The sequence below is a fragment of the Nitrosomonas sp. Nm84 genome, from assembly GCF_003201565.1.
Classification (GTDB): domain Bacteria; phylum Pseudomonadota; class Gammaproteobacteria; order Burkholderiales; family Nitrosomonadaceae; genus Nitrosomonas.
In genome coordinates this window covers 172,795-190,698 of record NZ_QJJP01000003.1, presented here as the reverse complement: position 1 = coordinate 190,698, position 17,904 = coordinate 172,795, and the positions used below count along the sequence as shown (strand labels likewise).

At 46.4% G+C, this 17,904-nt stretch carries 7 protein-coding genes and 1 pseudogene; 1 reads left to right on the top strand and 7 read right to left on the bottom strand.

Annotated elements, in window-relative coordinates; translation table 11 throughout:
- The 3 genes from C8R34_RS03150 to C8R34_RS03140 form a co-directional block, all read right to left on the bottom strand.
- Positions 1–6,551, bottom strand: a 6,551-nt coding sequence (locus C8R34_RS03150) for a DUF4347 domain-containing protein (RefSeq protein ID WP_132467049.1), incomplete at its 3' end; no start/stop codon positions are given.
- A gap of 210 nt (positions 6,552–6,761) precedes the next feature.
- Entirely contained in the window at positions 6,762–8,276 is a 1,515-nt protein-coding gene (locus C8R34_RS03145) for a TolC family protein (RefSeq protein ID WP_110337748.1), read from the bottom strand.
- A 140-nt stretch (positions 8,277–8,416) separates the two neighbouring features.
- A complete protein-coding gene (locus C8R34_RS03140) occupies positions 8,417–8,755 on the bottom strand; it encodes a zinc ribbon domain-containing protein YjdM (protein WP_110337746.1) in 339 nt (112 codons plus the stop codon).
- A 676-nt stretch (positions 8,756–9,431) separates the two neighbouring features.
- On the opposite strand from C8R34_RS03140, the gene C8R34_RS03135 reads away from it, so the two are divergent.
- Positions 9,432–9,893, top strand: a complete 462-nt coding sequence (locus tag C8R34_RS03135; protein WP_110337744.1) for a VOC family protein — start codon at positions 9,432–9,434, stop codon at positions 9,891–9,893.
- Between the two features lie 73 nt (positions 9,894–9,966).
- Here the strand turns inward: C8R34_RS03135 and C8R34_RS03130 are convergent.
- The 4 genes and pseudogenes from C8R34_RS03130 to C8R34_RS03115 all read right to left on the bottom strand — a co-directional run bounded on the left by C8R34_RS03130 (position 9,967) and on the right by C8R34_RS03115 (position 17,857).
- Positions 9,967–10,972 (bottom strand): annotated as a pseudogene (locus C8R34_RS03130) (IS3 family transposase).
- A 119-nt stretch (positions 10,973–11,091) separates the two neighbouring features.
- Entirely contained in the window at positions 11,092–11,688 is a 597-nt protein-coding gene (locus tag C8R34_RS03125) for a hypothetical protein (protein ID WP_110337742.1), read from the bottom strand.
- A 762-nt stretch (positions 11,689–12,450) separates the two neighbouring features.
- On the bottom strand, positions 12,451–13,107 hold the full coding sequence (locus tag C8R34_RS03120) for an outer membrane protein (RefSeq protein ID WP_165872504.1): 657 nt from the start codon (positions 13,105–13,107) through the stop codon (positions 12,451–12,453).
- Between the two features lie 55 nt (positions 13,108–13,162).
- Complete coding sequence (locus tag C8R34_RS03115) at positions 13,163–17,857, bottom strand: Calx-beta domain-containing protein (RefSeq protein ID WP_110337738.1); 4,695 nt, start codon at positions 17,855–17,857, stop codon at positions 13,163–13,165.
- Between the last annotated feature and the right edge of the window lie 47 nt (positions 17,858–17,904).

Sequence of the window (17,904 nt, the reverse complement as noted above, 5' to 3'; positions counted from 1 at the left end):
CCAGCCACGGGAGTAAAGACCAAGTTACCCGCTGTAATATCGGCGAGCGAGACGATTTGTCCCGCCGTCACCGCGACACCCGAGAGCGTGAGGCTACCGGCACCGGGCAATGTGTCGATGCGCACGGCGCTCAAACTATCGCCCGCATCGACATCGCTAAAACCGAAGTTTGCCGCGGTCGCCGTATGGGAGGTGTCTTCGTTGATCGTGACGATGGCATCGGCTCCGGTGGGAGCCTCGTTGATGTTAGTCAGATTGATGGTGAAGGTTTCATCATAGGTCAACCCGCCGGAATCAGTGACTCTGACGGTCACGCTATGGCTGGTGGCCGCTTCGTAGTCCAGCAGCGCTCCATTGGCCACCGTAATTTCGCCGGTGCTGCCGTTAATGGCAAAACGTCCACCGGCAGTGTCGGTCAGGCTATAGCTTTGGGTATCACCGTTATCGGGATCGGTGGTACTGACCGTACCCACCGAAGTACCATTGGCGGCATTCTCGGCCACCGTGTTCGCCGATAGGGCCAGGTCCGTCGGTGCATCATTGACGGCAGTAATATAGACCGTCGTACTGCCGGTGGCTTGTAAGGCGCCGCCGCTCCCTTGGGCCCCGCTGTTGTTGTCGTTGAAGGTCCAATTGATTGGTATGGACGAAGGTGGATTATCACTGGAATTACTGTACGCGATCTGCCGTATCGCCGAGTTGACCAACACATTGGTGGCGTTGCTGTTGAAGGTGAAGGCCAGCGAGCCGCCGCTGTTCGTATAGGTACCTATCGTCGTGCCGCTCACCACGACGTTTCCGCCACTCAGGCTTAGTGTGCCGGTGGCGGAAAATACATCCTCGGTATTGGCTCCGCCGTTACGCGCCAACATGAGGGTCGCACCGCTGAAGGAGTTCGCCGCTGAAAGTTCGGTATCAAAGACACTCCCTGTCGAGGTCAACACAACCGCTGAACCATTTTCAACAAACGTCACCGGAGAGTTTTCCACGACACGAACGTTGTCCACAATGAGTCCTACACCATCACCGGGATTCGTGTATCCCGATGCCGAGCCATCTGATGTAATACGAATCGTGGTAGAACTCGATGTGGCAACAAAGCTCTTTGTAAAGTCAGACCACGTGGAACCGGTCGTAAACGCCAGTACTTGTGTGCCATCGATAGACAAAATCCCCTTATCACTGACATTAACATCGTTCCGTGTCACCGCAGCCACAGTAAATTGATAGGTTTTGCCTGCCACCGTCGAAATCGTCTGTTCAATCCAGGAGGGAACTCCGGAATGAGTCCACCCTTCCACCTCGATGAAGTAGCCTCCATCCGGGGGAGCCGCTATTCCATAGTTGCCAAGGGAGTTACTCACTTCGAGCACGGAATTGGATCTCCACGCAGCCCCCCCGCGTTCAAACGACCCGTCGGCAACCAGATTGCCGGTGGAAATGATCGGCGCATCATTGACAGCCGTGATATTGAACGTAAGGGTATTGGATGCAGCATCATAGGTGTTGTTGCTGTCACGGACAGAGAATGTGAAACTGGCATATCCCGTTCCGTTTGCATTGGCTACAGGCGTAAAGACCAAGTTGCCCGCTGTAATATTGGCGAGCGAGACGACTTGTCCTGCTGTCACCGCGACACCCGAGAGCGTGAGGCTTCCGGCACCGGGCAATGTGTCGATACGCACGGCGCTCAAACTATCGCCCGCATCGACATCGCTAAAACCGAAGTTTGCCGCGGTCACTGTACGGGAGGTGTCTTCGTTGATCGTGACGGTGGCATCAGTTCCGGTAGGAGCCTCGTTGACATTAGTCAGATTGATGGTGAAGGTTTCATCATAGGTCATCCCGCCGGAATCGGTGACTCTGACGGTCACGCTATGGCTGGTAGCCGCTTCGTAGTCCAGCAGCGCTCCATTGGCCACCGTAATTTCGCCGGTGCTGCTGTTAATGGCAAAACGTCCACCGGCGCTATTCACCAGGCTGTACGTGCCGCTGGTGGAATCGACATCCCTGAAGCCTAACGCGTCGGCGACCCAGGTGCCGTTGGCGGCGTTCTCGGCCACCGTGGCACCGGGCGTGCCCAGCACACGAGAGGCGACGCCGTATTCGCTGCCGTCCAGGTTCTGTGACGACCACACAACGCGTACCTGGCCGGTGGAGGTTTGGATCAAATCCACCTCAAACTGAGCGCCGACCGTGGTAGTGTTAACCTGGACCACGCCGCCCACTGAGCTGCCGCTCGCGGTGAAACGCTGCGCGAAAACACCGAGACTGCTGCCGTCGCCGGTGTCGCTGTTCCACGCGACGACGAAGCCGTCGTCGGAAGCGGTAATACGCGGCTGACTTTGGGTGCCGCTGGTGGCACCGGCGTTGACGTTAAACTCGCCCACCTGCAACACGCCGCTGGCATTGTAAATGACGGCGTTGATATCGCCTCCATCCGCGTACGCCACAGCTACATTGCCGTTACGCAGCACGGCCACATCCGCCACATCATTGCCTGGAAGAGCAATGGCGGCTGTACGGGCACTGCCGTCGCTGTTGAACAAGCGCAGTTGTGCGCTGCTACTGTCGTATCGCCAGGTAACCGCAAAGCCCCCGTCGGCCAACCGGTCGATGCGGTTGATGCTGTTCCAGATGCCGGTAGCGGTTTGCGTACCGATACTGAACTGCGCGCCCTGCAGGACGCCGGCGCTGTTGTAAATGCGTCCGGCCTGCGACCAGTTATCAGCCCCGGCTTCGTTGCTCCACACCACCACGAAGCGGTTGCTATCCAACACTTGAACAGTGGGGTAGTAACCTTGGTTGTTCCCGTCTGTTCCAGGACTGACCTGAAACTCCGCCGTGGCCGCCGTCCCGTCTGCATTGAAGACGCGCGCCATGATCCATGCCCGAACTCCGGCGTTCTGATCCACCCAGGTCACCACATACCGACCGTCGCTGAAGGCTGACACTACCTGGCCGTACTGGTCATCGGTGGTTCGCTGATTGACAAGGAATTCCGTGCCCACTTTGTTACCGTCGGCATCAAACCGCTGCCCGTATACGCCAGAACCACTGCCGTCTTGCCCTCCCCCCGATATCCACACTGTCACCCAGCCACCACTCGGCAGCGGAGCAATGGATGAGGACATCTGGTAGGAGTTCGTGTAGGTGTTGACCACTTGCTCCGCAGTGGACTCCTGACCGAAGACAATGTCCGTGGGTGCATCATTGACTGAGTTGACCGTAATCGCCACCGTGTCGGTGTCTTTCAGGTTCAGATCGGTCGCAAGGGCAGCCACTTCTCCCGCACTCAACACGCGGTTGTAGATCCGGGCATCGTCGACCAGTCCGTTGAGGAAGTTTCCGCCAGTAGTGGGATGGCGGCCAATGTTCGTCTGGTTCGTCGGCGCGGGCAGAGAGGTCCAGTCGATGGAACTGTTGATGGTCGCTGAGGCAACAAGGGCGCCATCGATATAGAGGCTGTGGACGTTCCCGCTGTCACTGTAGGAATACATGATGTGGTGCCAACCGGTGCCGGCCACGAACTGATTGGAATTTAGATCAATCCAAGAATTGGCCCCGATCTGGACACTTCCCTTCACCCCGGACGTGTCATCAAGCGCAATATGGACCCGATTATCGAGCGAAATAAATTCTTTCCGTCCCGTACCGAATCCAAGATTCACCCACCCTCCGATCGTGATTTCGCTTGGGTTTGAGAATGTTCCAGCGATCGTGACGTAATCGTTCACGCCGTCGAGACTCAGGACTTGTCCACGGGTACCGTCAGTCACATACGTCGCCCCGTTCATCAGCGTGCCGTTCTGCGCTGTACCGGAGGCCATGTCATTCGTCGTGCCATCGAAAGTGTAGTGAGCTTGGAGATTGGCATCGATATTCAGCGACACGAGAGTGTTGTCCACGGACGCAAGTGTCAGGGTAGCACTCCCGTTGTAGTTGGCCGTTGGGTTGTAGCTGAGACCGTTGAGAGCAGTATTAATATTCGCGACTGTTCCGCGAAACGTCATGGTACTGTCGGTGGTGCCGTCACCAGTCACAAATGTCAGGCCTGACGTGCCCGCCAGCGTGAGCGTGCCGTTGGTCACGGAGGCGGTGACTTCAAACGCGCTGCCGCTCCCTTCAGGATCTTGGATACTGATTTGATTGCCGTTACCGGAAGAAAAGACGAGGTTTGTGTCTTCATTGGTCGTCTGTGCGCCTGGGACCGCGTTGATGGGCGCCTCGTTGATCCCCGTCACGGTCACGGCAATGGATTGGCTATCCGCTCCGCCATTGTTATCTTTCACCGTCACCAGTACATCGTAGACGTTGTTCCCCCCAGTATCGGTCGGCGATTCGTAGTTGGGTGCGGTGATGAAGCTCAATGCGCCGGTACTGCTGTTGATGGTGAACTTGGCGGCGTCGGCACCGCCGCTGATCGAGTAGGTACGGGTCGCACCGACATCAGCATCCGTCGCCGTCACGGCGGTGACGGTGGTCGTATTTTCCGCGATGCTGACGGCAGCCGTGAGTCCGCCCCCGTTGCTGGTAATTGTCGGTGCGGCGTTCCCACCAGCTGCATCGTAGCGCTGCATAAAAATGCCTGTGCTATCCCCAGTGCCGTTACCTGACCAGGTCACAACGACCTTCCCGTTCTGATAGGCGATACTAGAGTGATCTTGGTCGTTCGCCGTGGTTGTCGAGACTCGGCTCTCAGTCGTCAGAGCTGTTCCCGTCGAATCGTATTGTCTCGTATAGACGCCCCAACCGCTCCCGTCCTGAAGGTCGCTCGACCAAGAAACGACAAAATTGCCTCCCCCGCCCATTGCAACACTGGCGATATCCTGCCAATAGGATGGGGTATTGGTGACGGAAATCGCACTGCCTTGCGCAACGCCGGAACTGTCGAACCGTTGGGCTTGAATATCGGAGTCGCTTCCGCTCTTTCTGTTCCATGTCACGACAAAGTTGCCGCTGTCGTTCATGGCGACCGAAGCATGTTGATCGTTGTTACTGGCGACTGCATTGACCAGAAACTCTCCGCCCTGCGCCACACCGGATGCGTTATACCGTTGCCCGTAAATGCTGTACACGCTGCTACCGGCGGTTCGTTCGCCTGCCCATACGGTCACGAAGTTGCCTGCAGAGTCCATCGTGATGTCGACCTGCTCTTGGTCACCCACCGTCGTGGTGTTGAGCAGAAAATTTGCGCCGAGCTTGGTCCCGGAGGAATCGTATCGCTGGGCGTAGATATCGTCGTAGTAGGTTCCACCGGCCTCTGTGTTGCTTTCCCACGCCACTACGAAGTTGCCACTGGCATCCATCGCCACTTTGGCATTGGATTGATCATAGATCGTGGTTTCGTTCACCAGAAACTCGCTACCGACTGCCGTGCCGGATGAATTATAGATACGAGCATAGATGTCGATGTCGGCGGTCCCCAGACCGCGCTCCCAAGTCACCACAAAAGCGCCACTTGAATTCATGGTGACATTGGCTAACCCTTCGTTCGCCGCATTGTTGGCAATGACGAACTCGCTACCCTGCGCCGTGCCGGCGCTGTTGTACCGCTGACCATAGATGTCGCCCGCGCTTTCCCAGACCGACACAAAGTTACCGTTGGCGTCCATAGCCACACTGTCAGGGGTGTAGTCGTTGCCAAAGAAATTGTGCGTTTGCGTACCGGTAGTCGTCGTATTGACCCTGGTCTCACCCCCACTGGCAGTAAGGCTCAGTAGCCCATCCCAATCGGCCTGAACGTCGTAATTGATGGCTAAATGCGTTTTAATGGTTCCTGTTTGCAGCTCGAGATCCCAATCGCCACCCAGTCCGGCATACCCCGTGTCGTCGGTGCTGGCCGCGACATCGGCCCCGGTTAATTGACTGAGCAACGTGGCGGCGTCCTGACCGGCTTGTCCTTCAGCAAAATCGCAACCATAGATCAGGATATCTGCTTGTTCGGATAACGCTTGTTTGATCACAGCCATTTCTGCAGCGTACTGTTGCGTCATGGAATTGAATGTTAGCGATCCTGTTCCTAACTGCAGAGATCCGGAACTACCGTGAGAAATGATATGAATCGCTTCTACTGATTGGTGTTGTGTCAAATAATCAGCCATTTGTTTGACGCCATCTTTTTGACTGTTGAGCAAGACTACCTGTATGTTCGGGTCGATTTCGGCTAGAAGCGTTTCATAATTTTCAACACGGGTATCAACGAAAATAATCTCGTTGGCGGGCCCGGTTGGAGGCTCATAATTCGTTAACGATTTTTCCAGTTCGTTTTCTAATTGAATTACTGGAGTTTTCTGATGATCTCCTTCAGCATCAAGAATTCTGGTGTCGATTGGAGTTAAACTTGATAGTGTTGAATGATCAGCAGAATTGTTTTGACTCGTTTGTTGATTCATTGAGTCAAATAATATTTGTTCTACTACATCTATCGCAGTACTCACGGCTGCACCATCGAACATCATGCGAGGTTCTAATTGCCACAGAACCCCAAGTCCGTGATTGGATTTGACTTGAGGTGGTTGATGAATCTGTTTGGATTTTTTTTTCGTCACGATGCTAATCCATTTTTTGATGGATTCACTTATTTAATAATTGTTACCCGAATTTAATAACGTCAGTTTGTTCAATCACTAAAATAATAAGAGCTATCGGAAAATGGCAAAAACAACAATTTATAAAAAATAGACTGCTTTAAGAAATGAGTGTGTTAGAAGTTTTATTCGCTATGGAAGAGTAATTTTTCAATAGCCTGATAAGATGATTTATCGTTTGTGCCAGTGTTCAGCTAATTCAGCAGTTAGTTCTGACAGGTTTTTATCATTTAGATCACCCGGAATGGGATCGAGTCCTAACGAAACATAAATGCCTGCATAAGAATTTTCCAGTTCGGAATAAATGGAATCACAACGAACCTCTGCTAAAAGCGTATTGAGCTCTTCGCGAATTAAAGCATGACCACTCACTTTCCCCACGGTTGCTTCGATCCGGGTTTGTTCGATGATGCGTTTCTGAGCCTGATAGTAATCATAGGCGGATCGATATTCTTCATTAAAATGACTGAATTGAGCTAAACTGACGTGTACTTGAGCGAGTACCGCCATACTCATGGATAAACGCTCGATATCCAGTAATTTTTCTTTAGTTTCCAGTTCAGCGAATTTCGCCGGCGCCGAAATGATGCTAATCAGATTCCATGATAGTTGTGCACCAAGGCTTAACCAGTCTCCATTAAACAGAAAACCATTAGAGTTATAGTTATACCGACTCCCCAGCTCAATGCCTGGCAACATCTGTAGTATGGCTGCACGGACTTCTTTTGCATTGGCACGTTTTTTATAAAACAATTCACGCAACTCGGGACGGCTTTCCAGCGCAATTTGTTCCATGTCTTCGATCGTCAAATCAATCTTTTTGGTAAATAAATCCCGGTCTGGTATGACTAACGTAAATTCTGTGCCTGGCTTAATATTCATTAATTCAGCCAATTGCGATTTGGCTAACAGTAAATTACGCTGCAATAGATTGAGTTCTCGTTCTATACTGTATAAATCACGTTTGAAAGTAAAATTGATTTTGGGATTATTAAGCTGCTCATCTCTCATTTGATTCACTTGATCAAGCGATTCGCGTACTTTCGCTTTTAGGTCATGCATTCGTGAAATGAGCCGCTCATAACTGACAGCGCGCCAGTACGCTGATCGTACTTCTTGCACAATTCGATTGATCACATTGCGTTTTTGTTCTTCTTGAATCAGGACGTTATCAGCGGCTTGCTGTGCACGATAATACGATACCCCGAAGTCAAGAATGTTCCAGCTTAATCCCAATGCGGATGAGAAAATATCTTTGTCGGCGGAAGTGGATGGTTCTAGTGTTGTTCTTCCAGTCAATAACGATCGGCTTCTTGCGCCACTAAAATTGCTACGTGAATCATAATGTAGATCTACCACCAACTTTGGCAGCATGTCGTAACTCTTGAGATTGAGCTGCTTCTGAGCCAGTGTTTTTTGGGTTAACTCAATTTGTAATTCGAGGTTATATTTCAATGCCCTGGCAGTTGCTTCTTCCAAGGATATAGGGCGCTGTACCGGATCATGGATTTTCTGGAGTAGCAAAAGGTCACTAGATACTCTGTGCTTGTTTTCTTCCTCTGTTACTACTTTAGGTTGTATTGCACAGCCCGACAAAATTATTATGGCAATAATAATGATTGAGCGTTTGCAATAATAGATGCCATCACCTTGATGTAGCAATTGATTGTAATGGTGAATCTTCATGTCTCACGGTATATTCCTATAAATGCATTGAATATATCAGTGATAGGCTATGTTTATATGCGTAAACAAATTGACTTTTAAGTCTTATTTTTAAGCAATCGATTCAAATTGATTGACGTACTTGCCATTGGGCATTCTACTTAGACTTTCTTAACAAACTCTGTTTTTAATTTCATCGAGCCGATACCATCGATCTTGCAATCGATATCGTGATCAGCATCGACCAGACGAATATTCTTCACTTTTGTACCGACTTTAAGCACTAGGGATGAGCCTTTCACTTTCAGATCTTTAATCACCACCACGGTGTCACCGTTCTGCAATTCATTACCATTTGCATCGCGATATACTTTATCGCTGTTAGTTGCTTCTAGTTCGTTCGGTGACCATTCATGGGCACAATCCGGGCAGGCCAGTATATTATCGTCTTCGTAAGTGTATCCGGAACTACATTCTGGACAAGCGGGCAATTGGCTCATGTTATTTTTCCTTGTGGGTTTTTTACTAAAAAATGATGATATAACTACTTTAATTACAATTAAATATACAACTCAGAGGACTGATCACCTGTAAAGGTCCGCATAAGTTCGGTTCATATCTGGTCGTCAATCCATTTCGCTTAATTTCTGGGAAAAGCAGAATAAGTAACTGTCTATAACGGTATGATAATAAATGTTTTTTTGCATTTAGAACGAAAAAAGGGTTAGCGTTTAACTAACCCCTCGTTCTATTTGGTAGGCCGTGCCAGATTCGAATTGGCGATCAACGGATTAACAGGTGTCGCAATTAACTGTTTATATTAAACTCGAAAGTGCTCGCCAACACTCGCCAATACTCATCAGATTTATCACGTTTATTCCATGAAGCTATGATAAGAGCAAACGTGAAACTTGGAATTAATTTTTTAAGCTTTCATGCGTGTTTCAGATTTTTACATGTTACCGATCACCCCAGGCTCAGAAATTAATAACATATGCTTCATACAAAGTTTCATCTTAAGACAAATAAATAATAAAATTATCTGCTAGAAAACTCTTTCAGTTATTTTTAGCTCAAATAATCAGATAGCAGGAGAATTGCAAGCTCTACGTTAGATACCGTATACATTGTTCGAGATAAATTGACTGACAAATATTAAACGATAAAGGCAAATTTATGAAAGCATATGCAATAGGCATAAATCATGTGGCATTAGAAGTTGGAGATATTGAGGAGGCATTGAAATTTTATGGCGATTTCTTGAAATTCGAAGTTCATGAAAAAAATGAGATGCAGGCCTTTATTTATTTTGGAGATCAATTTATCAATTTTATAAAAAGTGATAATAGGCAACCTGATCAAAAGCGTCATTTTGGAATAGCGGTGGACAATAAGGAGTTAGTAAGGCAGACACTTGAACATATGGGTGTCAAACTCTTAGGAGGTCCTTTTCTTGATTTTCTTGATCCGTGGGGAAATCGAGTGGAAATCACTACCTATAGTAATATTCAATATACAAAAGCTGATCATATATTGCAGGGTATGGGGCTTGGCCATCTGCGAAAAACTGAGCAAGCGTTGGCCGAATTAAATGCAAAAGGCTTAGGACCCCAAATAAATAATGCTGATAATAGTTAGATGATTTAATAACTAACAAAAGTTATTTAGTTAATTATTTACAGAAAGATAGAGTCTTCGTTTCGTCGTTACGCTAAGTAACACCTAGTTTGGACAGTGAAGTGGCCTCACTGGATTGGACAGTTTTTTGCATTGCAGGTAGGTAATCGAAGTAGAACTCATTTGGTGTTTTGTCGTCAAGTGCGGTGTGAGGTCTGTTTTGGTTGTAGAACATGAAATATTTCTCTAAGCCTTGTTTTGCATCACATACGCTGCCATAGGCGTGCAGATATACCTCTTCGTATTTAACGCTCTTCCAAAGCCGTTCGACAAATACATTATCACGCCAGCTACCCTTGCCGTCCATACTGATCTGGATACCGTTATCCTTCAGCAGCCGGTGAATTCCTAGCTGGTGAATTGGCAACCTTGGTCAGTATTGAAGGTATCCGGTTTGCCATGCTTGTTTATGACTTCTTGCACAGGTTCAATGCAGAAGTCGGCAGTCAGGGTGTTAGATAATCGCTATGACAGCACCCGACGGCTTGCCCAGTCGATTACGGCGAACAGATAAACGAAGCCGCGCTTCATTGGGATGTACGTGATATCTGCTGCCCAGACATGGTGAACGGGTGATGGACAAATTGCGCAACCGATACGGATAGACTGGATGCGCCTGATACCGCTTGCTGGTGCTGGGCTTGCGGTAGATTGCGTGAATTCCCATTCGCTTCATCAGCGTGGATGCACGACGCCGGCCGAATAAACTTCCTTCACGCTTGAGCATTTTGGAGAGCATTCCCTTGCGCTCAACAATTCCGCCTTGACGAGCGCGCCTTCTAAAAAATCATTCTCCAACGTGAGCTGTCCAATCTTGGCATGAAGTGTCTTGAGATCAGGTACGGCGGCCCCTTTGTTTTTGAATTACTCCCGAATACATCGATTGCAGATTCCTGTAACTGCTGCTTCCATTCCGAAATCTGATTCGGATGTACATCAAACCGTTCAGCTAACTCAGCTAGGGTCTTATCACCCTTGATCGCAGCTATTACCACTTTGGCTTTGAATTCCGCTGCGTGATTCCTTCTCGTCTTTCTCATATTCTCGCTCCTTTTCTTGCCGCCTATTACACGGCTTGGGTTGAGCAAGATTAACACTTATCCGATTGTCCGAATTTGCGAAGCCATTTCTACAGTTAAATGGCACTGTAAGGGGAAGGCTATTGTTTTTCAGTAGGGTTAGTTTTTTCCAGCTGATTACGAAATTCATCCAATTGTCGTATCAGTTCATCACTAAAAGATCTAATTTGGTTTTCAATAAACGGCATTTGCTGCTCCAGCTTTTTATTAATGACATCGCCTATTCCTCGTAGGCTATTAATAACTTCTCCGAATGGAAGGATTGAAAGATTATTGAGGGTTTGCCGATAATCTACTTTCCATACATTGTTTTCTTTCAATAAAACAGTATCGAAAGTTAAAGTTTTATTGTTTTCGGGATTATTCAACGCGATAACAGTTGCAACCTTCGCATTGGGATCATTGATGACGATCACACCGGTCTCAGGTGACGTTCCTATGATGCTTTCTTGTTTATTAACAAGGTATTGAGTATCCTGCGTTGTGTGTTTTCTGGCTGATTCAAGTTCGCCATTCGCCATCGCTTTCCAGAATGTTGCAGTGACTTGTTCGGGACTTAATATCGTCTGACAACCGCTGAGTATGAATAATAGACTGAGAATTCCTGTCAATCTTAACACCCCATGTTTTCTGTAATTCCGGTACAAAATCTGTAAGAGGTTTTTATATTTCATCATTAAAACTCCAAGGTTACCCAAAAGACAATCTTAAAAACAGAAGTAATCATGTAATTTCATTGTATTAATGATCTTCAAATATTTCAAAGTATCCATTTTAATTAATCTTAACAGTACCGCAGCAAAATATCTGCTCCGTTTTATTCCATCCCAAAGAAATATTAAATTCCTGTTAGATAAGTGTCGTCAGCCCAAGCTGGATAAATGGCCGCCCGGATTAAAAAACGCTTTACTTTAGCTTAGTATGTTTAAAAACCTTTTGATTTGTTATCGCAATCGATCTATGGATAGTGCAACAGATTGATCACTAGTAAAGATCTGTATAAGTTCGGTTCATATCTAGTCGTCAATCCACTCCGCTTAATTTCTGGGAAAAATCGAAAAAGTATGTTACTGATAGTATGATAAAAAAGGATTTGTCGCGTTCAGATATAAAAAAAGGATTAGCGTCTAACTAACTCCTTGTTCTATTTGGTAGGCCGTGTCAGATTCGAACTGGCGACCAATGGATTAAAAAGTGTTTTAACTAACTGTTTTTATTGATATTGAAATTGTCTGCGCTCGTCAATACTCGCCGACAATCGTCATTTTTGTCACGTTTTATTATTAATAACTCAGTGAGGTAAGCCTCCGGCTTTGCCGGAGGTAATTTAACTTAAGTTAAACCAGGATCTGAATTTGTCAATCAGCACTGAGAACTTTCCAGGTATCAGCGTCGAAAAGTTTCCACTTGGTTCTGCAGGATCGACTTATTAGAGTTTTTCAAAATAAATAACGATAACCCGCTCCGAATATACCAATCCACTTATCGTGATATTCGATTTGATTTCTTTCTGCGCCTGTCGGACCGTCTAAGTGCAGAAAAGTATATTGCGCAAAAAAATGATGATTCTTCTCAAACTGATATTCAAGACCTGCTCGCCCTTGATAAGCTAATCCATTATTTTTAGCTGAATTAAAGCAGTCACAATGAGGATTAAAATTTGCCTGTGAAACTGTGGACCTTCCCCATCCAACTCCACCACCAAGGAATGCAGAAAAATCCTTAAAAATATTTATTTTCCCATAGGCATTAAATGTTGCAGCCTGATAATTTCCGCTTCCGCTGCTGTCCGAATGGATTTTCCCTAGGGACATATTTGCAATATCATAAAAACCATGCTGATATTCTGTTTCGAAGCGTAGATATTTTGTCTGATACCCCATTATGCCTCCAACTTGAAATCGATCTGAGAAATCAACTTTTCCTCTGAGATTTACTGTTTCCCCCAATTTTACATTCGCTGGCCAGTTATCAAGAAAATGGGTACCCCCCTGAATGCCTACATAAAAATTTTTCAACAAATTTTGTTCGGAAAACACTGGATTTGATGAAAGGAATATACAAATACAGACAATTAATTTATATAGATTATTCATTGAGCTCATAGGTCCTGTAAATTTATGTTACTTGTTGCTCTGCTTGCACTTAACATTAAGCAACAAAGTGGGTTTGAAAAGAATCATTCAAATCTGCCAGAGATGAACTCCCGTCCACTCCTACTATTGCCGCAGTCTGATCAATTGCTTGAGCAAAATAAATTTTCTCTACTGTTTCAACAAAGTTGGTATCACTGCTATGCACAAAATTGTCAGAAAGTGCCTTAACAGACGACTGTACTGTCTGATTGTCTTTATTTGCAACAAGATAAGATATTGGATCAAAGTCAAAATGCGTATTGGTCGTGGTGTTAAAAACTGCACCCAAATTATGATAGCCATTGCTTAAAAGATTTAGTTCTGATGCTTCGGATGCACTAACGAGTTGCGTGATTCCTTGATTATTAATATAAAGATAATAATCTTGCCCAATACTCGTACCTACTGGTGCAGCATTAAAACCTTTTGCAGATTCTACTGGGTGATAGCAGTTATAAGGCATATCCTTACCATTTTCTGCGAAGAACCAATCACCCGTAAATGGATTGTAGTTTGCTTGCAACTGCCGACCACCTAGGCTTTCACTGAGCGAATCGAAACGCACACCCTCAAAAACATTATCGGAACCAAGCGCCATTTGGGCCGCTTCTTTAATGTCGACTGTATAATAGCGATCTCCATTCGAGAGAAGTATGCTGTATACAGGATCACTAACCAATTCAGCATTGTCACTGGGTTGCCATGCCAATACCCCTGGATCGACAATCGTTCCATTAGCGATCCCATCGTGATCACCCAAACCACCATCAGTCAGAGTAACGACTATTCGATCAATCAAACCATCATTATTCACATCCAGCAATGTGGCGCCATCATCGAAGGTATCCAGTCGTTGATCATCATTGAATTTTACCCATTCCCTAGTGATTTCATTCCACTTTAAATAACTATTTGCACGCACACCACCGTTTGGCAATTCAATAACCACGCGTGTCTGGAATCCATTTGTAGCTGGTGAAATATCCTGCAATGCTTTTTCGTTTTCATTGGTAATGGTAAAGCCAAGCATCGGTGAAGCAATCATAAAATCATCAGGTAATGGTGCTGGTGGCTCGCTGATGTTGATATCTTTTAACTGAGCATTGATATTAAGATGGACAGAAGAATTAAGATTGCCAGAATCGATATCTCCAACCAAAAGTGCACCAAAAGTGCTAGGAGAAGCAAATTTTCCTGCTTGAAAATCGGTTACTGAAGACATAGGGAATTGGGCAACATTATTTTGTTCCCAATCTACAACTCCATCCTTATTGTAATCACCGTTATTAGCCGCCAGTTCAGTCGATGGATTAATTCCATCCAGATCAGTTTGAATGGTGAATGTAATCGGTATTATCGCCTTAACATTTCCTTCTTGATCAAGAATTTTTGAAACCAGACTATAAGTCCCATCATCCAATTGAGGTGCTTGTATATTGATAGTGCCTGTTTTTGCATCATTAGAATTCACAAGCATCTGATCGATAAAATTTCCATTCAAATCATAGAAAACGACACGATCATTATTGGCGTTCAGTTTTAGATTTCCAGTATTTATTTGAACTACTGGGGTAATATTGCTGGTAAAGTTATCTCGGTTACTTTGGCCATCATCGGTTTCTAAACTTAGGGATGCTTTCAGAACGACAGGAGTAGGTACTTTATTCCCACTATCTGGATTTGTATCATTATCTGTAATGGTGCCTGTGCCGGCCACGCCTCCGACGGTTAATACGAGACTTTCAGCACTTTCTACTATGTTATCGTCAGTAGTCGGAATCGTTATGCTGAAACTGATTATGTTAGCTGGAATAACAATGATGCCGGTCGTTGGATCGTTATTCTTCCAGGCAACACCACTACTAAATGTAAAATTCCCGTAATCGCTGATCGAAGCGGTCCCTCCGATGGCCAGGGTATGCTCCGTTGCAGATGGACTGGCAGCGTTAAGGTTTACCGTATACCGCAGATTTGCTCCTTCAACAACGGTACTGTCTATCGGGTTTGCACCGGCATTAACGGCGTCTTCTGCTGTTACACTGGTAACGCTCTGACTATCATTATCTGTGATGGTGCCTGTGCCAGCCACGCCTCCAACGGTCAATACCAGGCTTTCAGCATTTTCTATGAGGCTATCGTCGGTAGTCGGAACCGTTATGTTGAAGCTGGTTATATTTGCTGGGATAACAATGATGCCGGTCGTTGGATCGTTATTCTTCCAGGTAACGCCACTACTAAATGCAAAATTCCCATGATCGCCGATAGAGGCAGTGCCGCTGATAGCCAGAGTATATTCCGTTGGAGATGGGCTGGCAGCGTTAAGGCTCACCGTATATTGCAGATTTACCCCCTCAACAACGGTATTATCTGCGGGATTGGCTCCGACATTGCCAGCATCTTCTATTATTACACTGGTAACGCTCTGGTCATCATTGTCTGTGATGGTGCCTGTGCCGGTCACGCCACCAACGGTCAATACCAGGCTTTCAGCATTTTCTATGAAGCTATCGTCGGTAGTCGGAACCGTTATGTTGAGGCTGGTTATATTTGCTGGGATAACAATGATGCCGGTCGTTGGATCGTTATTCTTCCAGGTAACGCCACTACTGAAAATGAAATTCCCGTAGTCGCCGATAGAGGCCGTGCCGCTGGTGGCCAGGGTATACTCCGTTGCAGATGGGCTGGCAGCGTTAAGGTTTACCGTATACCGCAGATTTGCTCCTTCAACAACGGTATTATCTGTGGGATTGGCTCCGGTATTGCCAGCATCTTCGATTATTACACTGGTGATGCTCTGGTTATCATTGTCTGTAATGGTGCCTGTGCCGACCACGCCGCCAACGGTCAATACCAGGCTTTCAGCATTTTCTATGAGGCTATCGTCGGTAGTCGGAACCGTTATGTTGAAGCTGGTTATATTTGCTGGGATAACAATGATGCCGGTTGTCGGATCGTTATTCTTCCATGCAACGCTATCACTAAAGGTGAAATTTTCGTAGTCACTGATCGAGGCAGTACCGCTGATAGCCAGGGTATGTTCCGTTGCAGATGGGCTGGCAGCGTTAAGGCTCACCGTGTACTGCAGGTTTGCTCCCTCAACAACGGTACTGTCTGCCGGATTGGTATTGGTATTAGCGGCATCTTCTACCGTGACACGAGTAACGCTCTGACTATCGTTATCTGTGATGGTGCCTGTGCCGGCTACGCCTCCAACGGTCAATACCAGGTTCTCAGCATTTTCTATGAGGCTATCGTCGGTAGTCGGAACCGTTATGCTGAAGCTGGTTACGTTTGTTGGGATAACAATGATGCCGGTTGTTGGATCGTTATTCTTCCATGCAACGCTATCACTAAAGACAAAGTTTCCGTAGTCACTGATCGAGGCAGTGCCGCTGATAGACAGAGTATATTCTGTTGGAGATGGGCTGGCAGCGTTAAGGCTTACCGTATACCGCAGATTTGCTCCCTCAACAACGGTACTGTCTACCGGATTAGCGCCGGTGTTGGCGGCATCTTCTACCGTGACACGGGTAACGCTCTGACTATCGTTATCTGTGATGGTGCCTGTGCTGGCCACGCCTCCAACGGTCAATACCAGGCTTTCAGTATTTTCTATGAGGCTATCGTCAGTAGTTGGAACTGTTATGCTGAAACTGGTTACGCCTACTGGGATAACAATGATGCCGGTTGTCGGATCGTTATTCTTCCATGTAACGTTGTCACTAAAAGTGAAACTTCCGTAATCACTGGTAGAGGCAGCGCCACTGATAGCTAGGGTATATTCCGTTATAGATGAGGTGGCAGCGCTAAGGCTTACCGTATACTGCAGATCTGCGCCCTCAACAACGGTACTGTCTATCGGATTGGCGCCGGTATTGGAGGCATCTTCTGCGATTACACTGGTAATACTCAGACCATCGTTATCGATTATTGTAATGGTTCCTGTATTCTTTACGATAGCCGCATAAGTACTATCTGACAGTATTACACTAAAGCTTTCAGCTCCTTCCACATCAGAATCTTCATTGATACCGACAGTTACAGTCTTCGATGTTTCTCCAATGGCAAATGTTAATATTCCACCGCTTGATGTATAGTCCGTATTTGTGGTGGCAGTTCCATTTGCTGTCTGGTATGCAACGGATACTGGGTCAGCGCTTGCTTTATTTAATGAAACTGTTAACAAAGCTGATCCGCTTCCTTCGTTTATAGAAAGATCGCTTATGCTTATTTGCGGTTGATTCGCAAGGTAGGTATTAAGGCTATCCAACAAGCCAGATGTTGCAGCGTTTCCAGATACTTGTCCGCCTGTTATTGTCAGCGTTGCGCCATTAAATGTTAAACCGATAAATGTATGAGGATCTCCACTTGTTTGATTCCAAGGATCAATTGTGTAAGTACCAGAGCTCGTTGCTAACGTATGACTAACTCCTGTGGCATAAAACACCATGGTGGTAACGGTACCACTTGGAGCACGCCAATTGATTACACCATCAATACTATGTTCTACGCCATTAGCATCAGTAACGAGGATTGTTCCAGTATAATCATTACCTTGTGAGCCACCGAATTGCCCATTATTAGAAATTTGAGAAAATTGAAAATTTGACCAACCCAGTGCTGTTAAGTAAGAGCTGTTAATTGCCAAATTATTTTTGGAGTAATCACCAACAAAACCATTTGTAAATGATACGGATACTGTTGTTACCATATTAAGAAAATCCCATAAAAGACATAATGAATATTTGACTTTTGATA

What these genes read in the sequence shown, in the direction of transcription:
- C8R34_RS03145 (WP_110337748.1), bottom strand. Translation starts at nt 8,276, where the DNA reads ATGAAGATTCACCATTACAATCAATTGCTACATCAAGGTGATGGCATC.
- C8R34_RS03140 (WP_110337746.1), bottom strand. Translation starts at nt 8,755, where the DNA reads ATGAGCCAATTGCCCGCTTGTCCAGAATGTAGTTCCGGATACACTTAC.
- C8R34_RS03135 (WP_110337744.1), top strand. Translation starts at nt 9,432, where the DNA reads ATGAAAGCATATGCAATAGGCATAAATCATGTGGCATTAGAAGTTGGA.
- C8R34_RS03125 (WP_110337742.1), bottom strand. Translation starts at nt 11,688, where the DNA reads ATGATGAAATATAAAAACCTCTTACAGATTTTGTACCGGAATTACAGA.
- C8R34_RS03120 (WP_165872504.1), bottom strand. Translation starts at nt 13,107, where the DNA reads ATGAATAATCTATATAAATTAATTGTCTGTATTTGTATATTCCTTTCA.
- C8R34_RS03115 (WP_110337738.1), bottom strand. Translation starts at nt 17,857, where the DNA reads ATGGTAACAACAGTATCCGTATCATTTACAAATGGTTTTGTTGGTGAT.